This window comes from Bacteroidia bacterium (assembly GCA_041391665.1).
GTDB lineage: Bacteria > Bacteroidota > Bacteroidia > J057 > J057 > JAGQVA01.
Genome location: JAWKNO010000003.1, coordinates 2,087,614 through 2,103,576, shown reverse-complemented (window position 1 = coordinate 2,103,576; position 15,963 = coordinate 2,087,614). Strand labels below are relative to the sequence as shown.

Here is a 15,963-nt window from a genome sequence, read left to right as displayed (position 1 = left end):
ACTCAGTTTTTGATGGCAATTTCCTGACTATAAACCGAAAATGTCAGGGGGCTACTTCGCTTTGTCTTTTTTGGGTGTATATCTGTACACTTCATCCAGATGTGCAGTGGAATTGGTGGAAATATGGAGATCCCGGAGAATACCATCTTCCAGGCGATATACCCAGCCGTGGATATAAGGAAATTCCCCATTATCCCATTCTTCCTGAATAAAGGATACCATAGCCAGATTGTTGACCTGCTCAATGATATTCAGCTCCACAAACCGGTTTTCTCTTTCCTGATCGTCATGGATGGAATCGAGTTCTTCCTTATGAAGCCTGTACACATCTTTGATATGAACGAGCCAGTTGTCGAGAAATCCATACTTCTTGTTGCTCATCGCTGCCTTAATGCCTCCGCAGCCATAATGGCCACATACGATAATGTGTTTGACCCGGAGCTCCTTTACGGCATAATTCACAACACTCAGCAGGTTTGAATCTGTGTGGACTACCATATTGGCGATGTTGCGTTGCACAAATATGGAGCCCGGAAGCGCATTGGTGATTTCTGTGGCAGGCACCCGGCTGTCGGCACAACCAATCCATAAAAATTGAGGTGATTGGCCATGTGAAAGGTTTTCAAAAAAGTCTGGCGCCAGCTTCAACGTGTTTTTTACCCATGATTGATTACCATGGAGTAATTGCTCATAACTGTGTGGCATAATGTTAATCTTTCTTTGGAAGTTCTTTGGAAATTTAAATTTAAGTTATTTTTCCCACAGGACGAGCTAAAACCATAAAAATCTTATACCAAACGGGGGCATCTCAATGGCGTTACCATTTACCGGCTCAGAATGATCTTCATAGGGTAACTTTTCCAGAATATGTAGTATTTCATAATTGCCCGAATCCATACACCAGGTTTGTGCCCCAGGCGTAAGTCCTTCTATCACAACCGTTTGCACTTTTTCAGAATAATTGGCCAGAGCCAATAGTTTTTTCCCTTTCCCGCTCACACAGATAGACGCGATCTTTAGGGGAGTATTGCTTTTGGTTTGGATTATCTGGCTGTTTTTGATCGATAAAAGTTGTCGAAACAGCATATACACTGGAGAAATCTGGCCTTCCGTCAATCCCGCAGTTTTTTCCATCTCACTTATACGACTTCCTGCTATAATCCCATATATACCTGCGGTTTCGTAGTAAGTGATTTTTTTTGTACCTGCTTCCGCAAGATATTTAATACTGCCAAGTGTCCATCCTGCCCCGAAAAGGGAAAATTGTCTGGTGTCATATCTTACAGGTAATTCTCCTTGAGCCGGGGGTTTTTGAGGGCCTGTAGCATTGGGGTTAAAACGTGGTTTGAGCGAAACCGGGCCTACGAAAATGGGTTTGCCATCGGAAAAATGTCTGGCACTTTCTACCGTGGTGCCCTGCGTAAAAAGGGATTCCACCATCGAAGCGTTGTCAAATGCGTGAACCTGGGGATTGAGTGAATAGGTCAGAAAATCGGCCCGGTGCATGGTCGGATGCTCACGGTTGATCTCAGTAAAATAGTTATTGGTCCCTACGCCGATATCTATTCCCGGAAACAGTTTTCGCAATGCGGTAAACACTTCCCGGATCAATTTTTTAGGAGTCGTTTTTGACTCTGCGGAAAGTACGGTGATTGTTTTTACACGGGAAATAAATCGTGAAATGACTTTCTCCAGCATCAGGACTTCCTCTTCCGGCGCGTTGCCAAAGAAAACCGCAAGAAAAAGCCGGCATCCCATACTATGCGCTTCTCCCGAAGTGGTTAATAGCTTTTGTTGCCAATCCGGGTCTGTAAACCGCACTTCTGTATGACAATATTGAAATCCCACATTGCGCAATGTGAGAATATCAGATACGGGCAACTTTGGGTAAACGGAAGAGCGACCAATACCCAGTTCTGGAAATGGAAGGGGAGGCTGATCGGCCATAATGGTTACTGTCGGTTGTATTTCCGCAGCTTCCAGCCGGGCAGTACGGTTCTCCACAGAGAGCGAAATCCGCTGAAATACGGTATCTCCCTGTTTCATTTCCGCCGGAAAGGGTATTGCCAGCGGGGTGGAGTAAGTTTTGTAGGAAGCATCCGTCCAGTTGCGCTGGTCTTCAGTTTCAAATATATCTCCTTCAAACTTTAGGGTAGCTTTTCCTTCTCCGCCCGGTCCCCATATCATGCTGCTTATATTTTTGAATGGCTGATGTGGACTGATGGTTGCAGGGAAATGACTGTCGGTAAATCCTCCATCCGGATGTTCGATCCGACATGGAAAACCTGCGCAGGTTTCGGGTGGATGTAAAAGGCAAAAACCTGCCCGATTTTTTCGGAATGTACTGCGTGCAAGGCCATTGATTTCGAAAACGATCTGGCCATCTTCATTTCCGTCAATACGGCATTTCCATGTAAAATCGATCCCATTTTCTTCACAGATACTGTCATAGGAAATGGAGAAATGATTCTCATAAATCTCAACCTGCTCATTTTCAATCCGGGTGGGCATCGTGTCCCACTTGTGATCGCGAATGGCATGATAGATCATGCGGATAATTTCTGTATTTCCCTGGCTGATATACCGGAGAAATCCATTTTCATAGATCATAGTAAGATTGCCGGCTCGCAATGAGATCCGGTGGGGCAAGGGGGTTTTGCTACCGTAGTAACTGATGGGGGAATCTTTCATATTTGTCAGGTTCGTGCAGGATTTAGTTCCTTCACTTCATCCTTATCAAATATCCCTTTCCTTTCTACAGGAAACAACAGGGGTTTGACAACTTTTGTGGTTTTTTATAGAATGGGCAATTTCCGCATGAGATTAATTACCCTGATTCGTAGGCTGATACATTTTGGCTACGGCGCAGCCTTCGCATGGGGTCTTTTTTGCAAAAAAGCTGCGATAACCGATTCGTCCCACATAAAAGCAGGCTGCCAGAAAGAGCGCGATTACCAATAGTGTCTGTATCATCACGATAAAAATTGATAAGCGATGAATGCGGCTATATATGCCAGAGCGGTCATAAATACCATTTGTATTAACGGCCATTTCCAGCTTTTGGTTTCCCGGTAGACAATCGCGATTGTGCTCATACACTGCATGGCAAATGCGTAAAACAACATCAGCGAAATACCTGAAGCCAAAGTGTAAACAGCCTGCCCTGTCCGGGGATTTTGCTCTGCCCGCATGCGCTGGATCAGCGATTCGTCTTCTTCAAAATCTTCTCCTACACTGTAGATCGTAGCCATTGAACCTACAAACACTTCCCTTGCGGCAAAAGAGGTAATCAGGGCAATACCGATTTTCCAGTCGTAACCCAGCGGCGCAATCACGGGTTCTATCCCCTTACCCAACATACCGATCCATGAGTTTTCGAGTTTAATGGTATTTACCTGGCGCTCGTAGGTCTCTACAGCGAGTGAATCGGTTATTTCGGGCTGTGGAATTGCCTCAACCGCAGCCTGGATACGTTTGGGCGGGCCGTAAGATGCTAGTACCCACAGGATAATGGAAATAGCCATAATTACTTTTCCCGCATCCCATACAAATAATCTGATCTTTTCCCACAGGGTAATCCATACATTGTTCCAGCGGGGCATTTTATAATGAGGCAACTCCAATACAAGGAAACTTTTTTGTTTGGATTTGATGATGTAGCGGAAAATAATGGCCGCAACCAGCGCTGCGACAACTCCCACGAGGTATAACCCCAACAATACCAGCCCTTTCAGGTTTATGATCCCACCGATTCGCTGGTCGGGAACCACGAGTGCAATCAGCAAGGTATATACAGGCAGTCGGGCAGAACAACTCATCAGCGGCGTAACCATAATGGTGATCAGCCGGTCTTTCCAGTTGTCGATGTTGCGGGTCGCCATGATGGCCGGAATCGCGCAGGCAACGCCGGAAATCAGCGGTACCACACTTTTCCCATTCAGACCAAATGGGCGCATCAGTCTGTCCATAATAAATACCACCCGGGACATATAACCAGTTTCTTCCAGCAGGACAATAAACAGAAACAAAAGGGTGATCTGAGGCACAAAAATAACCACACCGCCCAGCCCCGGTACAATTCCTTCGGCAAGCAGATCGGTGAAAATACCTGCGGGCAGCACTTCTTTACACCATTGGCTGAGGACGAGAAATACCTCGTCGATGAGGTTCATGGGTATTTCTGCCAGTGAGTAGATCGCCTGAAACATTACAAATAATATCCCAAGAAATATGGCATAACCGGCAATCGGGTGGACGACAATCTGGTCAAGCCTGGAAGTGATTTTGCGGTTGAGGCCAACTTTAGATTGCGTTTTTACAATGTGCTGAAGCAGATCCCTGATTTTCAGATATCGCTCTTTGGTTTCCGCTACCTGCGCGGCATCATCTGTTGAGATAAGTAAATGCGGCTCAATGGCAACAGGGTCAAGCGTAGTAGCAACGTGCGCTACCGACTGAAGTGTCACAAAAGGCTGGTGGGGCACCGGTTTTTTGAAATCCGAAAGATGTTTTTTCAGTGCATCGATCCCCTCTCCTTTTCGCGCATTTACCGGAATAACCAGTGTGTCGGAAAATGCCTGGCTGAGCTTTTTGTGATCGATGACAATTCCGTTTTTGGTGGCAATGTCGATCATATTCAGCACCAGCATACAAGGAATGTTGAGATCGTATATCTGGGTGAATAAGAGTAGATTGCGTTCCAGATTCGTAGAATCAATCACAACAATGACCAGATCTGGAAAGTCAGGACTGGCGGGATTGCTCAGAAGGTCAAATACTACCCGTTCATCTTCAGACCGGGGATATAAACTGTAGGTTCCCGGCAAATCCAGCACAGATATCTTTCTTCCATCCGGAAGCCTGAGTGTCCCCGATTTTTTGTCAACGGTAATACCCGGGTAGTTACCTACCTGTTGATTCATCCCGGTCAGCTGGTTAAAAACCGATGTTTTCCCGGAATTGGGGTTGCCTACGAGTGCAATTTTTTCAATTTTATCCACGTGGGTTCATTCATTCAACCGGTGTAACCTGTATCATAGCAGCTTCATCCAGTCGTAACGAAAGAATATAACCCTCTACATCGACGGCGATCGGATCTCCCAACGGAGCACGGAATAGTACCTTGATTTTCTTACCGGAGAATAAACCCATATCGGTAAGTTTTGCAGTCAGACTATTTTGCACTACGGTGCTGATCTCGGCCATCTGATTGATCCTGTATTTGTCCAAACGCTGCGTAATCATATGATTAGACCAGTTAAGTATAGGGGTACAAATTTAGAAAGATTCTAAATAAGAAAACAGATGAATAAAAAAGAAGGTAATATTTTTTCTGATTTACCTACAATTCCGCCCAAAGCAAGTGAATACTGACTATAAAACAGATGACTTTCATCAGTTACTTTGTTCTTTCTTTTATCTTACACCCAGGCTTTTTTCATAAAATCGAGACTCACACCTATGCTGTTGATCGGGTCAGGAGACTGATCCTGTTCTACCATACAATAATCCACCCCATATTTTTCGGCTGCTGTGAGCACACCCTTGATATCCACTTCGCCGTTGCCGAGTTCTTTGAATGCGTCTTTGGGTACCTGTGATTCGTCGTATTGTACCGGCGTGCCTGCAAGTTTGTCTTTCAGATGGATAAGGGAAAGCCTGCTTCCAAGTTTTTCCATCAGTCCTACCGGCTCTACGCCGCCGAGGCTGGACCAAAATATATCGAGCTCAAATTTGACGAGATCTTTGTCAAATTTTTCCACCAGAATATCAAATCCGGTGGAACCTTCCATCGGCTCAAACTCAAAAGCGTGGTTGTGATAGCAGAGTTGTATTCCGGCCTGGCGGCACAGTTCGCCTGCTGCGTTGAGTTTGTCTGAAACCGAGCGATAATCGTCAAGTTTTGTGCGTTCTCCTTTCATCATATACCCAAACACGATGTGCGAAATGCCGTGTGTATGGGCTTCTTCCACGACACTTTCAAAGGTGATGCCGGGATCTTCTACCCCGCGCAGATCCCATCGGCCGGTAATGATGGGGCCGTCAACAAAAGAACTTTTGACTACCAGCCCGAGGTCATCAGCCAGGGGCTTGATTTTTGCCAGTTGAGTATTGCTGGTTTCAACCTGGTAGTAGCCAAGGTCGCGAATGGCTTTGAGTGTACCGGCTGCATCGGCAGCCATTTGGTCTCTCACCGTGTACAGTTGCAGGCCGATATTTTTTCTGTATGGGCTTTCTGCGGGAATCATACACGAAGGCGCCAGCAACTGGAGGGAAATCCCTGCGCCTGCTGCGGCTGAAAGCTGAAGAAAGTTTCTGCGTATCATAGGCATAGTAGTAGTTAGGGATAAATATAAATTTTCCCCGAGAGGATAAAAAAAATCCTCCTGCTTTTATGAAAGTACGCAGCTAAAAACGGATCTCAGTTCTACTGATTCAATAGCTTGCCGTCCTCCAGCGTTTTGATCATCGCTTCCAGCGAACTTTTGTTTAAGTCATCAGGGGCCTGAGTCAGCGCAATTTTTGCGTGTTTTAAGGCTTTTTTTGCATCACCGATAGCCGAATATCCCCGCGCCATGCCTACATGTGTGGGCCAGGTGTCGCCGTTTTTCTTAAAATTTTGCTCAAAAACGGCAAAGGCTTCTTCGTATTTTTTCTGGGCGATCAACTGACGGCCATAAACGTGCAACTCAAGTACCGTGGCATTTGTCAGCGCAGCCTGCATGGCAGCATCGGCTTCACTGGTATTGCCTTTTTGGCGCAATAGCCCCGCTTTCGTCGAAAGTGCTGCAAAAGAAGTAACGCCGCCCAGGCTGGGATTTGTTGCACTATTGATCCAAACCAGCGCTTGATCCAGATTTACATTGTTGGAAAGGCACCATTGTGCTGCAGCCTGGAGGCTTGGAGGGTCAAAACCCAGCGCACCACTCATCTGCCGCTCGATGGAAGCCAGGGTCGTCGCTTTCAGATCAACTTCTACGGTAAATGGTATCCGCCAGTGTTCCCATTCCAATGCAATCACAACAGAATGATCTGTCTGGTCAGAGAAAGTATATTCCAGCCATTCTCTGTTTTGGGGAATATCTTTTTGCTGTTTTACCGAAACACGCATCACGTCTTGTTCGGGTTTGTAAAAATAGCTGCCCCAGCCGGCTGTGTTTGACGAGAAGATGAGAGTGGAAGAGTCAGGACCCAGGGCAATAAAAAATCCATATTTTCCGGCTGCCAGTTTTTTGCCTTCGATGGTCACGTCAGTGGAAAAGGAAATCGTGGTGCTTTCATTGGCACCGGCGCGCCAGGGCGACTCTCCGTCAGAGCCAAAACCCAGGACCGAAAAACCGTAATAAGCCACAGGGGTTCCCCATATTTTTCCTTCTCTTCCTTTTACGCCGGGCGCATTCCAGTGGACTTCTATATCGGTAACACCCACGCGCCTTCCTGCATGGCTTTTATGGTTGACCCCGCCGTCGGGCAACGAAAGTGCCTGGCCGAAAGTGTCAGACAGCGGTAGTACCAATAAGCTGATACTGAGTATCAAAGCGCGAAATACAAAGGCTTTTATTTGAGTTGTCATAGAAATGAATTGTTTAGGCAATAGCATGACTGGAATATAGGAATTCCCGGAGTGATGTTGACTTTTTAAAACGAAATCAGCAATATGCACCGGTTTCATTGGGGTGATTTTGACTTATAATTTTGGATTTTGCCTAATATCCTGTTGTATGAAAAAGTTGGTTCTGCTCTGGTTTACGTGTATACATTGTCTTCTTATTTTTTCTCAGAGCAATATTTTTCCTCTTCAGCCGCAACATGTTCACGGTTCTACTCTGGCCGAACTTCCCAACGGAGATATACTTGTAGCGTGGTTTCAGGGATCAGGAGAAAGACAGGCAGATGATGTGGTAATTATGGGTGCCCGCCTGGAAAAGAATACGGGTAAGTGGTCTCCACCTTTTCTTATGGCAGATGTGTCCGGTTTTCCCGATATCAATCCTGTACTTTTTCTCGATCCGGAGCAGAGGTTGTGGCTGGTATGGTACACTGTGCTGTCCAATCAGTGGGAAACTTCTCTGTTGAAATATCGCCAGAGTGACAATTATCTCAACCCTGGCGCGCCTGTTTGGAAATGGCAGGATGTAATTCACATGAAACCCGGCGGTGAAACCGAGCAGGGAATCGGTCCTGATGATCCCTTTGTCGTTGCGGTCAGAACTAAGTTTGAGGAGTATGCGCAGCTATTGGAAAAAGTAGATTTTTTTTCCAAAATGGGCGAAACCGATGCCCATACTGCGCGGCAACGATTTGAGGCGCGGATAGCAACAATTAATGACCTGGCCATGGGTAAAGACTGGATGGCCAGGGGAAAAGGAACCGATAGCCTGGGCAATGTCGTGTCCAAAGAAATGGGGTATCCCCGTTTTCGCAGGCTTGGATGGCAAACGCGCAATAAGCCGATTTTTCTGGCCAACGGGCGAATGATATTGCCGCTTTATTCTGATGGGTTTGATTTTTCATTGATGGCTATTACGGACGATGGTGGACAAAACTGGAAATTTAGCGAACCACTGGTGGGGCTTGGACCTGTACAACCTACATTGTTGCAGCGCAAAGACGGTACGATTGTCGCGCTTATGCGGGACAATGGCCCTCCCCCGCAGCGGCTGATGGAGAGTCATTCGACTGACGGAGGATTTCACTGGTCAGTCGTGGTCGATAGTAAAATTCCGAATCCTGGTTCTGCGGCAGATGCCTTACAACTCACAGACGGGCCCTGGCTTTTGGTGCACAACGACACTGAGGATGGGCGGCATTCGCTTGCGGTATCCATGTCAAATGACGAAGGTAAAACCTGGCAATTGCTGAAGCATTTGGAAACGGATTCTGGTGCAAGGTCTCATTATCCGGCAATTATACAGAGTCGTGATGGAAGGGTACATGTGGTGTACAGTTTTCACAAAAAAAACAGTGAGGGGGAAGAGTTAAAAACTATTAGATATGTGACCTGGTGAATGAATATCAGCTAATTTATCTACCTTAGGTCGTGCAAAAATCATCACGAGAAAATTTGTATGGATCTCCCTTTTTCCCCCTTTCCCATCCTCGAAACGCCCCGCATGTTCCTCCGGCAGATTGTCGATGCAGATGTGCAGGAAATGTTTTTTCTCCGGTCCGACAAACGGGTAATGAAGTACATTGACCGGCCGCTTTGCCATAGCCCGGAAGATGCGCTGGCTCTTATCAGAAGCATTGAGGAAAACAGGGTAAAAAGCGAGGGAATCGCCTGGGGTATGTGTCTTCGCGACGATCCGCGACTGATTGGTACGATCGGTTACTGGCGTATGAAAATCCATAACTTTCGCGCCGAAATTGGCTATATGCTCCATCCTGACTTTCACAGAATGGGCCTGACCTCAGAGGCAATGAAATTTGTCATGGGTTTTGGATTCGAAAAAATGAATCTTCATTCGATCGAAGCGCATATCAATCCCGGCAATCATGCTTCGGCGCAACTGCTGGAAAAACTTGGGTTTGTGCGTGAGGCCTATTTCCGGGAAGATTATTACTTCAACGGAAAGTTCCTCGATACGGCTATTTACTCGCTGCTAAGATCTGATACAATCAAACTCTAGCAAAACCAACCGCTTGGTTTATTCCTCCGAATTTCGTAGATTCTCAAAAAAAGGAGGTTACCTATGGCTACTGTAAGACAACTTTTATCAAAAAAAGGATCAGCTGTATGGTCCGTTTCTCCCAACTCTACTGTCTTTGCTGCACTTGAGCTTATGGCCGAAAAAAATATCGGTGCCGTGCTCGTGACGCAAAATGATGAACTCGTTGGCATTTTTTCCGAAAGGGATTATGCCCGTAAAGTCATTCTCCACGGAAAGTCTTCGCACCATACAGCCATCAGCGATCTGATGACACATAAGGTGTATTTTGTCAAACCCAACAGATCCCTCTCTGCCTGCCTCAGGCTGATGACCGACCGAAGAATCAGACACCTACCCGTAATGGAAGATGGGAAAATCATGGGGATGATCACCATCGGAGATGTAGTTAAGGAAATGATTTCCGAACAAGCCAACACCATTCAGGAGTTGGAAAGCTATATCGCCGGCAATGGATACGGCGCCTGATTTTCTGGCAAAATACCTCATTTGAGCGATGGATTTAAAAGGTGTAACAGGTGAATTTTACCTCTGTTTACACTATAAATTCATTTGCCATGAATCATCGCCTTATTCTTCTCACAATTCTTATCCTTTCTTTTATTTCTCTCCGGTCTCAACATCAATGGGCAAGGCAAAGTGTGGGTCAGGGGGTGGAAACCCGCGATCTGTCTGTTGACCTTTGGGGAAACAGTTATGTATTTGGTGATTTTACCGGGACGGTTATGTGGGGAACTCACACCGTTGTGCAAAACAATACTGTCAATACCGAGGGGCCTGTTTTTCTCGCCAAATATGACACCGATGGAAATGCCATATGGGCCAGAGGAATAAAAGGAAAAAGCGCCAACAATGGCAATGCAGTCACCAATGATGCTGCCGGTAATGTGTATGTCTGCGGTGAATATGACCAGACCAATAGCTTTTCCATTCTGGATTTTGGAAATGGACTTACGCTAGAAGGGAATCCTTCGTATAGCGTATTTCTCGCAAAAGCTGACTCGGCAGGTACATTTCTATGGGCAGAGCGAATCCTGGCATCTGATGATGTCGGCGAACAGCGTATTACCGCAAAGGATATACTTGTGACAGGCGCAGATGTGTACATTACCGGTGAAGTTTTACAGCCTGTATCGGTCGGTGGCAATACCTATAATACCGCCAGCGGCGACAAAACACAGATGTTTATTGCCAAATATGACACTGCGGGCAATTTCCAGTGGTTTAAACACACCAACCGGGTGGGAGATTTTGGAACAGCAAGTGGTGCGTATCTGTATGCAGGTAAACACAATAATATCTATGTGATAGGTAGCCATAACAAGTTTTCCGTAACCTGGGACAGCGATACCTTTGGCGTTAATCCACAGACCTCCAACGCGCATTTGTTTATTGGCAGTTTTGATTCCAATGGAAATATGCTCTGGCACCAGTGGGTTGCTACTTCCAGCAATGGTGCACAACAACCACATCCTGTCGGGGTGGATGGCAATGGTAATATTACTACCACCATTCGGGTATTGGGTAATACATGGCTGTCAGATACCTCCTTTTTTGCTACAGGACCGGAGCGCTATTTGCTGAAACTTGATTCGCTGGGAAACAGAAAATATTTAAAACCTGCCTACACATTTTCCGGATTGGCCGGCCCGGTAACCAATGTTCACGCCTTATACGCTCAGGATAATGGGATTACTTATGCGGTAGGTACACATGGATTACATCCTGTCATATTTGGCAATGATACCCTGCCACATGACCCGGGAGGCATCAACCAGCGGAATTTTTTTGTTGCTTATGATCCAAACGGAAATGTGCTGGACGCAAAACTTTGGGCAGATGAATACCTCGAAATATTCTACGAATTTAACATGGCGACACTCACCGGAGATGCGCAGGGAAATCTGTTTGTAACCGGAAGAATGGAAGGTGCTGCGAAAGTCGGTAATGATACACTGGATCAGATGTTTAATATGTTTCTGGTGAAAACTGACCCAGACGGATTTTTTGACCTTAGCACAGATCTTGATGCCGAACTTAAATCCGGGCGATCCTTTCATCTTTATCCTAACCCCGCTTCAGAATCAGTCTGGATGGAGTACAAAACTGATAAGCCGGAACATATTGAGATTCAGATTGCGAATCTTCACGGACAGATTTTGTTGAAGGATGAGCGGCAATTTTCCCCTGGTTTAACCCAACAACAAATGTCGCTGCCCGAAATTCCCGCAGGAATATATACAGTGGTTTTTATTCGGGACAATGTGAAGGTCGGGGCGGAAAAACTTGTTATCAGCCGTTGAGAAGTGGTTTACCCAAAAATTCTGTTTACTGGCAGGTCTATTCCCCAATTATCAAGTAATTTGTTTAGTAATGTGGTTATTTTCCCCACATAAGCTGCGTGTTTACTTCCAATCGGGCTCTTGGTAACAATTTCCCCATTAAGCAGTTCAACCCGCTCATCCTCGGTGAGGATACCGGCGTCTATCATCAGATGATAGTCATTGACTGACAAAAGTCTTTTTTCCAGTTTGACTGCCATACAAATAAGTCTTTGGATAAAGATGCGAAATTCTGCTGCTTTCTTTTCCCGGTTTCAAGAATTTTTCCTGCCGGCAATAGTTTTTCCCGCAAATCTTCTTAAATTAAAAAAGCGAAGTTCTACACCGTCTGTCCGTCTTTAACCACCTTTAACCTCACCCCGAGATGTCAGACCATTATATTGCGATCTTCGGCGGCGCGGTCTCCGGATCAGAAGCTGCTTTTCAGTTTACGCAAAAAGGTATTCGCGTAGCTGTATTCGATCAAAATCCTCTCCCCTATGGCAAAATCGAAGATGGCTTGCCCAAATGGCATGTCAAACTCCGCGACAAGGAAGAGGAAAAAATCAACGAAAAACTTTCTCATCCCCTGGTACAGTTTATCCCCAACATACAGCTTGGGCATAATGTGGATTTTCAGGAAGTGGTCAACGAATGGGGGTTCAGCGCCGTGCTCCTCGCCAATGGTGCCTGGCGCGACCGGCCGCTGCCTATCGATGGTGTGGACGAATTTGAAGGAAAGGGCCTCTACTATCAAAATCCTTTTATCTACTGGTACAACCACTACCACGAACCCAATTTCTCCGGCCAGCATTTTGATACCCCTGATGGTGCCGTTATCATCGGTGGCGGATTGGCATCACTTGATGTGGCCAAGGTGCTGATGTTTGAAAATGTACAACGGGCCTTAAAAGCCAAAGGGTACGATGTAGATCTTTTTACGCTGGATCGCAGCATTGCCAAAGTGCTCGAAGAACTCAATCTCACGCTCGAAGACCTCGGCGTTAAGGGGTGTACCCTTTATTATCGTCGCAGGGCGATGGATATGCCGCTATCCTCCAACCCTACCGATACACCCGAGCAGATTGCCAAAGCACAGATCATCAACGAAAAAATATTCACCAACTACCAGTCCAAATATCTCTTCAACTTCGAACCACTGCATGCGCCGGTTGATAAAATCGTTGAAAACGGAAGGCTTGCGGGTATCGTTTTCCGCCGTACCGAGATGAAAGACGGAAGGCTAAAAGATGTGCCGGGAAGTGAGTATGAGGTGCGTGCGCCACTGGTGATTTCTTCGATAGGCAGTCTTCCATCGCCGATTCCGGGCGTACCGATGGATGGGACCATTTATGAGATCACCGAGCAGACCTGCTGCCGGGTGAAAGGATTTAATACTGTGTTTGCTTTGGGCAATGCCGTGACAGGAAGGGGAAATATCATAGAGTCTGCACGCCACGGGCGACAGGTTTCCCAGGCGATTATCGGACAAATGGAGCAGGATCGGGAGGACGAAATAAAAGAAGGATTCCGCAAGCGCGAAGGCGTGGTAGCCGGACAGGTAAATCAGATTCTGGACTTTCTCCCGGAACCACTGACCCCCGAAGCGATGAAAAGCGTCAATCAAAGGATCAGCCAGTTGCAGCAGGCTGCAGGTTATACAGGCAGTTTTAAGGAATGGGTAGAAAAACAGCTACCCGTCAGGCTGGAAGATATGATTGGGGTGAAACATTGATCATCCGCACAACCGAATTGTATATCGTAAATCGTCGTAGGGGCAGAAAATTTTCGGCCCCTACGGTTTCAAACCATTAAACCGCGTCCTCAATAATGGAAGCGCCGTATCTTTCCAGAAAGGCGTGGAAATCATTCCTCCCGACAACGGGTCAAGATAAAAATTTTCCGGAAGAAGGCCTGTACTAAAGGGTAAACGTTTGACCTGCTATACAATTTCTGGGGGCAAGCCGCAGGAAATCAGTATATTAGAGTCTCTTTTGTGAAATATGACTCCTTTCCCTCATATCCGCCTTTTGTTGGTGCTGCTTCTCAGCATATGGACGGTCTGCTTACAGGCCGACACGGAGGATGATTTTCGCTGGCGCAGGGATGTTCGTCCGATTATGCGCAAACATTGTTCCTCCTGCCACAATCTTTCGGAAAAAAAAGGAGGAATCAACCTCGACGATACCGACTTTGCGATTGGGGTAACAAGCCGGGGCGACCTGTATCAAAATGTCGTGCGCCAGATACTTGCCGGCACCATGCCTCCTATGGGCAAACCCCGCATGACACATGAGGAAGTCGAACAAACCGTCGCGGGTATCAACCGTCTGCTCGATAAAGCGCTGGCCGAACCCGATCCCGGCGATGCGATTTTGCGCCGTATGAGCCACCGCGAATACCGCTACGCGATTATCGACCTCACGGGAGTGGATTTCGATGCAAAAGAATTTTTTCCTTCCGACGGCTCCGGCGGAGAAGGTTTTGACAACCAGTCTAGGGTATTGTTTTTTACCCCACTGCTGATCGAACGCTACTACGAAGCGGCAGATTCTATTCTCCGGGCTGCCCGCCACGATGAGCTTAAGTGGCGAAAAATTGTCCCAACAACCTATCAACCCGGTTTTGGAGAAAAAATCAGTCTTTGGTGGAACCAACAGGTGCTCCGAAAAGAAATGTCCATGCAGGCACCCGTTGAAGCTGCGGGTAAAGTGCTGATTCCTTTTGCTACTACCGCTTACCGGCGTTTTCTGACACAAACGGAAATTGATCAGATGCTGGACTTTTTCCGGGATATGTACGCTACCCGCTGGCAGGAAAAAGACGGATTTGATCAGGCCATTTTCGAAACGCTGAAAACGGTGCTCATTTCCCCCAATTTCCTCTACCGGTCAGAAACCAATCTGACGCTCAGTAAACCCTATCTGATCAGCAATTTTGAACTAGCCACCCGCCTGTCTTTTTTGCTATGGGCTTCTATTCCTGACCAGGAACTGCTCAATGTCGCCTACCGTGAAAATCTGCATGATCCGGAGGTGATTCAACGGGAAGCATTGCGTATGATGGCTGACCCGCGGTTTATGCGTTTTACCGAGGCTTTCTCCAGCCAGTGGCTAGGCGTAGAACAGGCCATGAAGGAACCGAAAACTGATTCGAAGATATTCCCCGAATTTAACGAGGCCCTCCGAAAAGCTATGTATCAGGAAGTGGTGCAGTATTTTTACCATGTGTTTACCCGCAGTCGCAACCTCCTGGAACTCATAGACAGCGATTATACATTTCTCAATGAAACCCTTGCCCGTCACTACGGAATAGAAGGTGTGGAAGGTGAGGAAATGCGCGCCGTATTGCTCTCTGACAGAAGCAGAGGTGGCGTATTGGGAATGGGCGCTGTATTGACAGCGTCTTCTCTTCCTACCCGCACCAGCCCTGTGCTTCGCGGAAAATGGGTGCTCGAACAAATGCTGGGTACACCACCACCACCGCCGCCACCCGATGTCCCTGAACTCGAAGCCGCAAAAAAATCTGTTAAAAACGAACTGGATCTCCGCGCACTGTTGAGTGCACACCGCGCACCTTCCACCTGCGCAGGCTGCCATCAGAAAATGGATCCCATCGGACTTGGCCTCGAAAATTTTGATGCGATTGGTCGCTGGCGGGAAAAATATGGCGAAACGCCGATTGATGCTTCTGGCGTGCTGGTTACCGGGCAAGCCTTTAAAGGGCCATCAGCACTTAAAGAAATACTTTGTGAAGACAAGGAAAAATTTGCGAGAAACCTCTCCCGCAAACTCCTTTCTTATGCACTTGGCCGGGGTGTAGGGTTTACCGATTCCCCTACCCTCACCAACATGACCAATAGTTTGCTCGAAAACGATTTTGATAGTCAGAAACTTATGCTTTCGCTCGTTACTTCTTATCCCTTCCATTATAAAAGAAGTGATATGCCCGAGCGCTACAACAATGATAAATAG

At 46.8% G+C, this 15,963-nt stretch carries 13 protein-coding genes; 6 read left to right on the top strand and 7 right to left on the bottom strand.

Annotated elements, in window-relative coordinates; genetic code table 11:
• Positions 1-51 precede the first annotated feature (51 nt).
• The 6 genes from R3D00_31265 to R3D00_31240 form a co-directional block, all read right to left on the bottom strand.
• A complete protein-coding gene (locus tag R3D00_31265; GenBank protein ID MEZ4777696.1) occupies positions 52-705 on the bottom strand; it encodes a carbonic anhydrase in 654 nt (217 codons plus the stop codon).
• A 66-nt stretch (positions 706-771) separates the two neighbouring features.
• Positions 772-2,691: a hypothetical protein gene (locus R3D00_31260; protein ID MEZ4777695.1), complete on the bottom strand. Its 1,920-nt coding sequence runs from the start codon at positions 2,689-2,691 to the stop codon at positions 772-774.
• Positions 2,692-2,972: 281 nt separating this feature from the next.
• Positions 2,973-5,000, bottom strand: coding sequence for a ferrous iron transport protein B (gene feoB, locus R3D00_31255; protein ID MEZ4777694.1), 2,028 nt, complete (start codon positions 4,998-5,000; stop codon positions 2,973-2,975).
• A 10-nt stretch (positions 5,001-5,010) separates the two neighbouring features.
• A complete protein-coding gene (locus R3D00_31250) occupies positions 5,011-5,244 on the bottom strand; it encodes a FeoA family protein (protein ID MEZ4777693.1) in 234 nt (77 codons plus the stop codon).
• A 176-nt stretch (positions 5,245-5,420) separates the two neighbouring features.
• Positions 5,421-6,326: a sugar phosphate isomerase/epimerase gene (locus tag R3D00_31245; protein ID MEZ4777692.1), complete on the bottom strand. Its 906-nt coding sequence runs from the start codon at positions 6,324-6,326 to the stop codon at positions 5,421-5,423.
• A gap of 101 nt (positions 6,327-6,427) precedes the next feature.
• Positions 6,428-7,573, bottom strand: a complete 1,146-nt coding sequence (locus R3D00_31240; protein MEZ4777691.1) for a DUF2911 domain-containing protein — start codon at positions 7,571-7,573, stop codon at positions 6,428-6,430.
• Between the two features lie 148 nt (positions 7,574-7,721).
• On the opposite strand from R3D00_31240, the gene R3D00_31235 reads away from it, so the two are divergent.
• From R3D00_31235 to R3D00_31220, 4 genes are all read left to right on the top strand, one after another.
• Positions 7,722-9,008, top strand: coding sequence for an exo-alpha-sialidase (locus R3D00_31235; GenBank protein MEZ4777690.1), 1,287 nt, complete (start codon positions 7,722-7,724; stop codon positions 9,006-9,008).
• A gap of 60 nt (positions 9,009-9,068) precedes the next feature.
• A complete protein-coding gene (locus R3D00_31230; GenBank protein MEZ4777689.1) occupies positions 9,069-9,629 on the top strand; it encodes a GNAT family protein in 561 nt (186 codons plus the stop codon).
• 63 nt (positions 9,630-9,692) lie between these two features.
• The gene (locus tag R3D00_31225) at positions 9,693-10,136 is read left to right on the top strand and encodes a CBS domain-containing protein (protein MEZ4777688.1); all 444 of its coding nucleotides are present in this window, start codon (positions 9,693-9,695) and stop codon (positions 10,134-10,136) included.
• Between the two features lie 89 nt (positions 10,137-10,225).
• Positions 10,226-11,971: a T9SS type A sorting domain-containing protein gene (locus tag R3D00_31220; protein MEZ4777687.1), complete on the top strand. Its 1,746-nt coding sequence runs from the start codon at positions 10,226-10,228 to the stop codon at positions 11,969-11,971.
• A gap of 8 nt (positions 11,972-11,979) precedes the next feature.
• Here the strand turns inward: R3D00_31220 and R3D00_31215 are convergent, their stop codons facing one another.
• Complete coding sequence (locus R3D00_31215; GenBank protein MEZ4777686.1) at positions 11,980-12,210, bottom strand: hypothetical protein; 231 nt, start codon at positions 12,208-12,210, stop codon at positions 11,980-11,982.
• A gap of 164 nt (positions 12,211-12,374) precedes the next feature.
• On the opposite strand from R3D00_31215, the gene R3D00_31210 reads away from it, so the two are divergent.
• Complete coding sequence (locus tag R3D00_31210) at positions 12,375-13,724, top strand: hypothetical protein (GenBank protein MEZ4777685.1); 1,350 nt, start codon at positions 12,375-12,377, stop codon at positions 13,722-13,724.
• A 268-nt stretch (positions 13,725-13,992) separates the two neighbouring features.
• On the top strand, positions 13,993-15,963 hold the full coding sequence (locus R3D00_31205) for a DUF1592 domain-containing protein (GenBank protein ID MEZ4777684.1): 1,971 nt from the start codon (positions 13,993-13,995) through the stop codon (positions 15,961-15,963).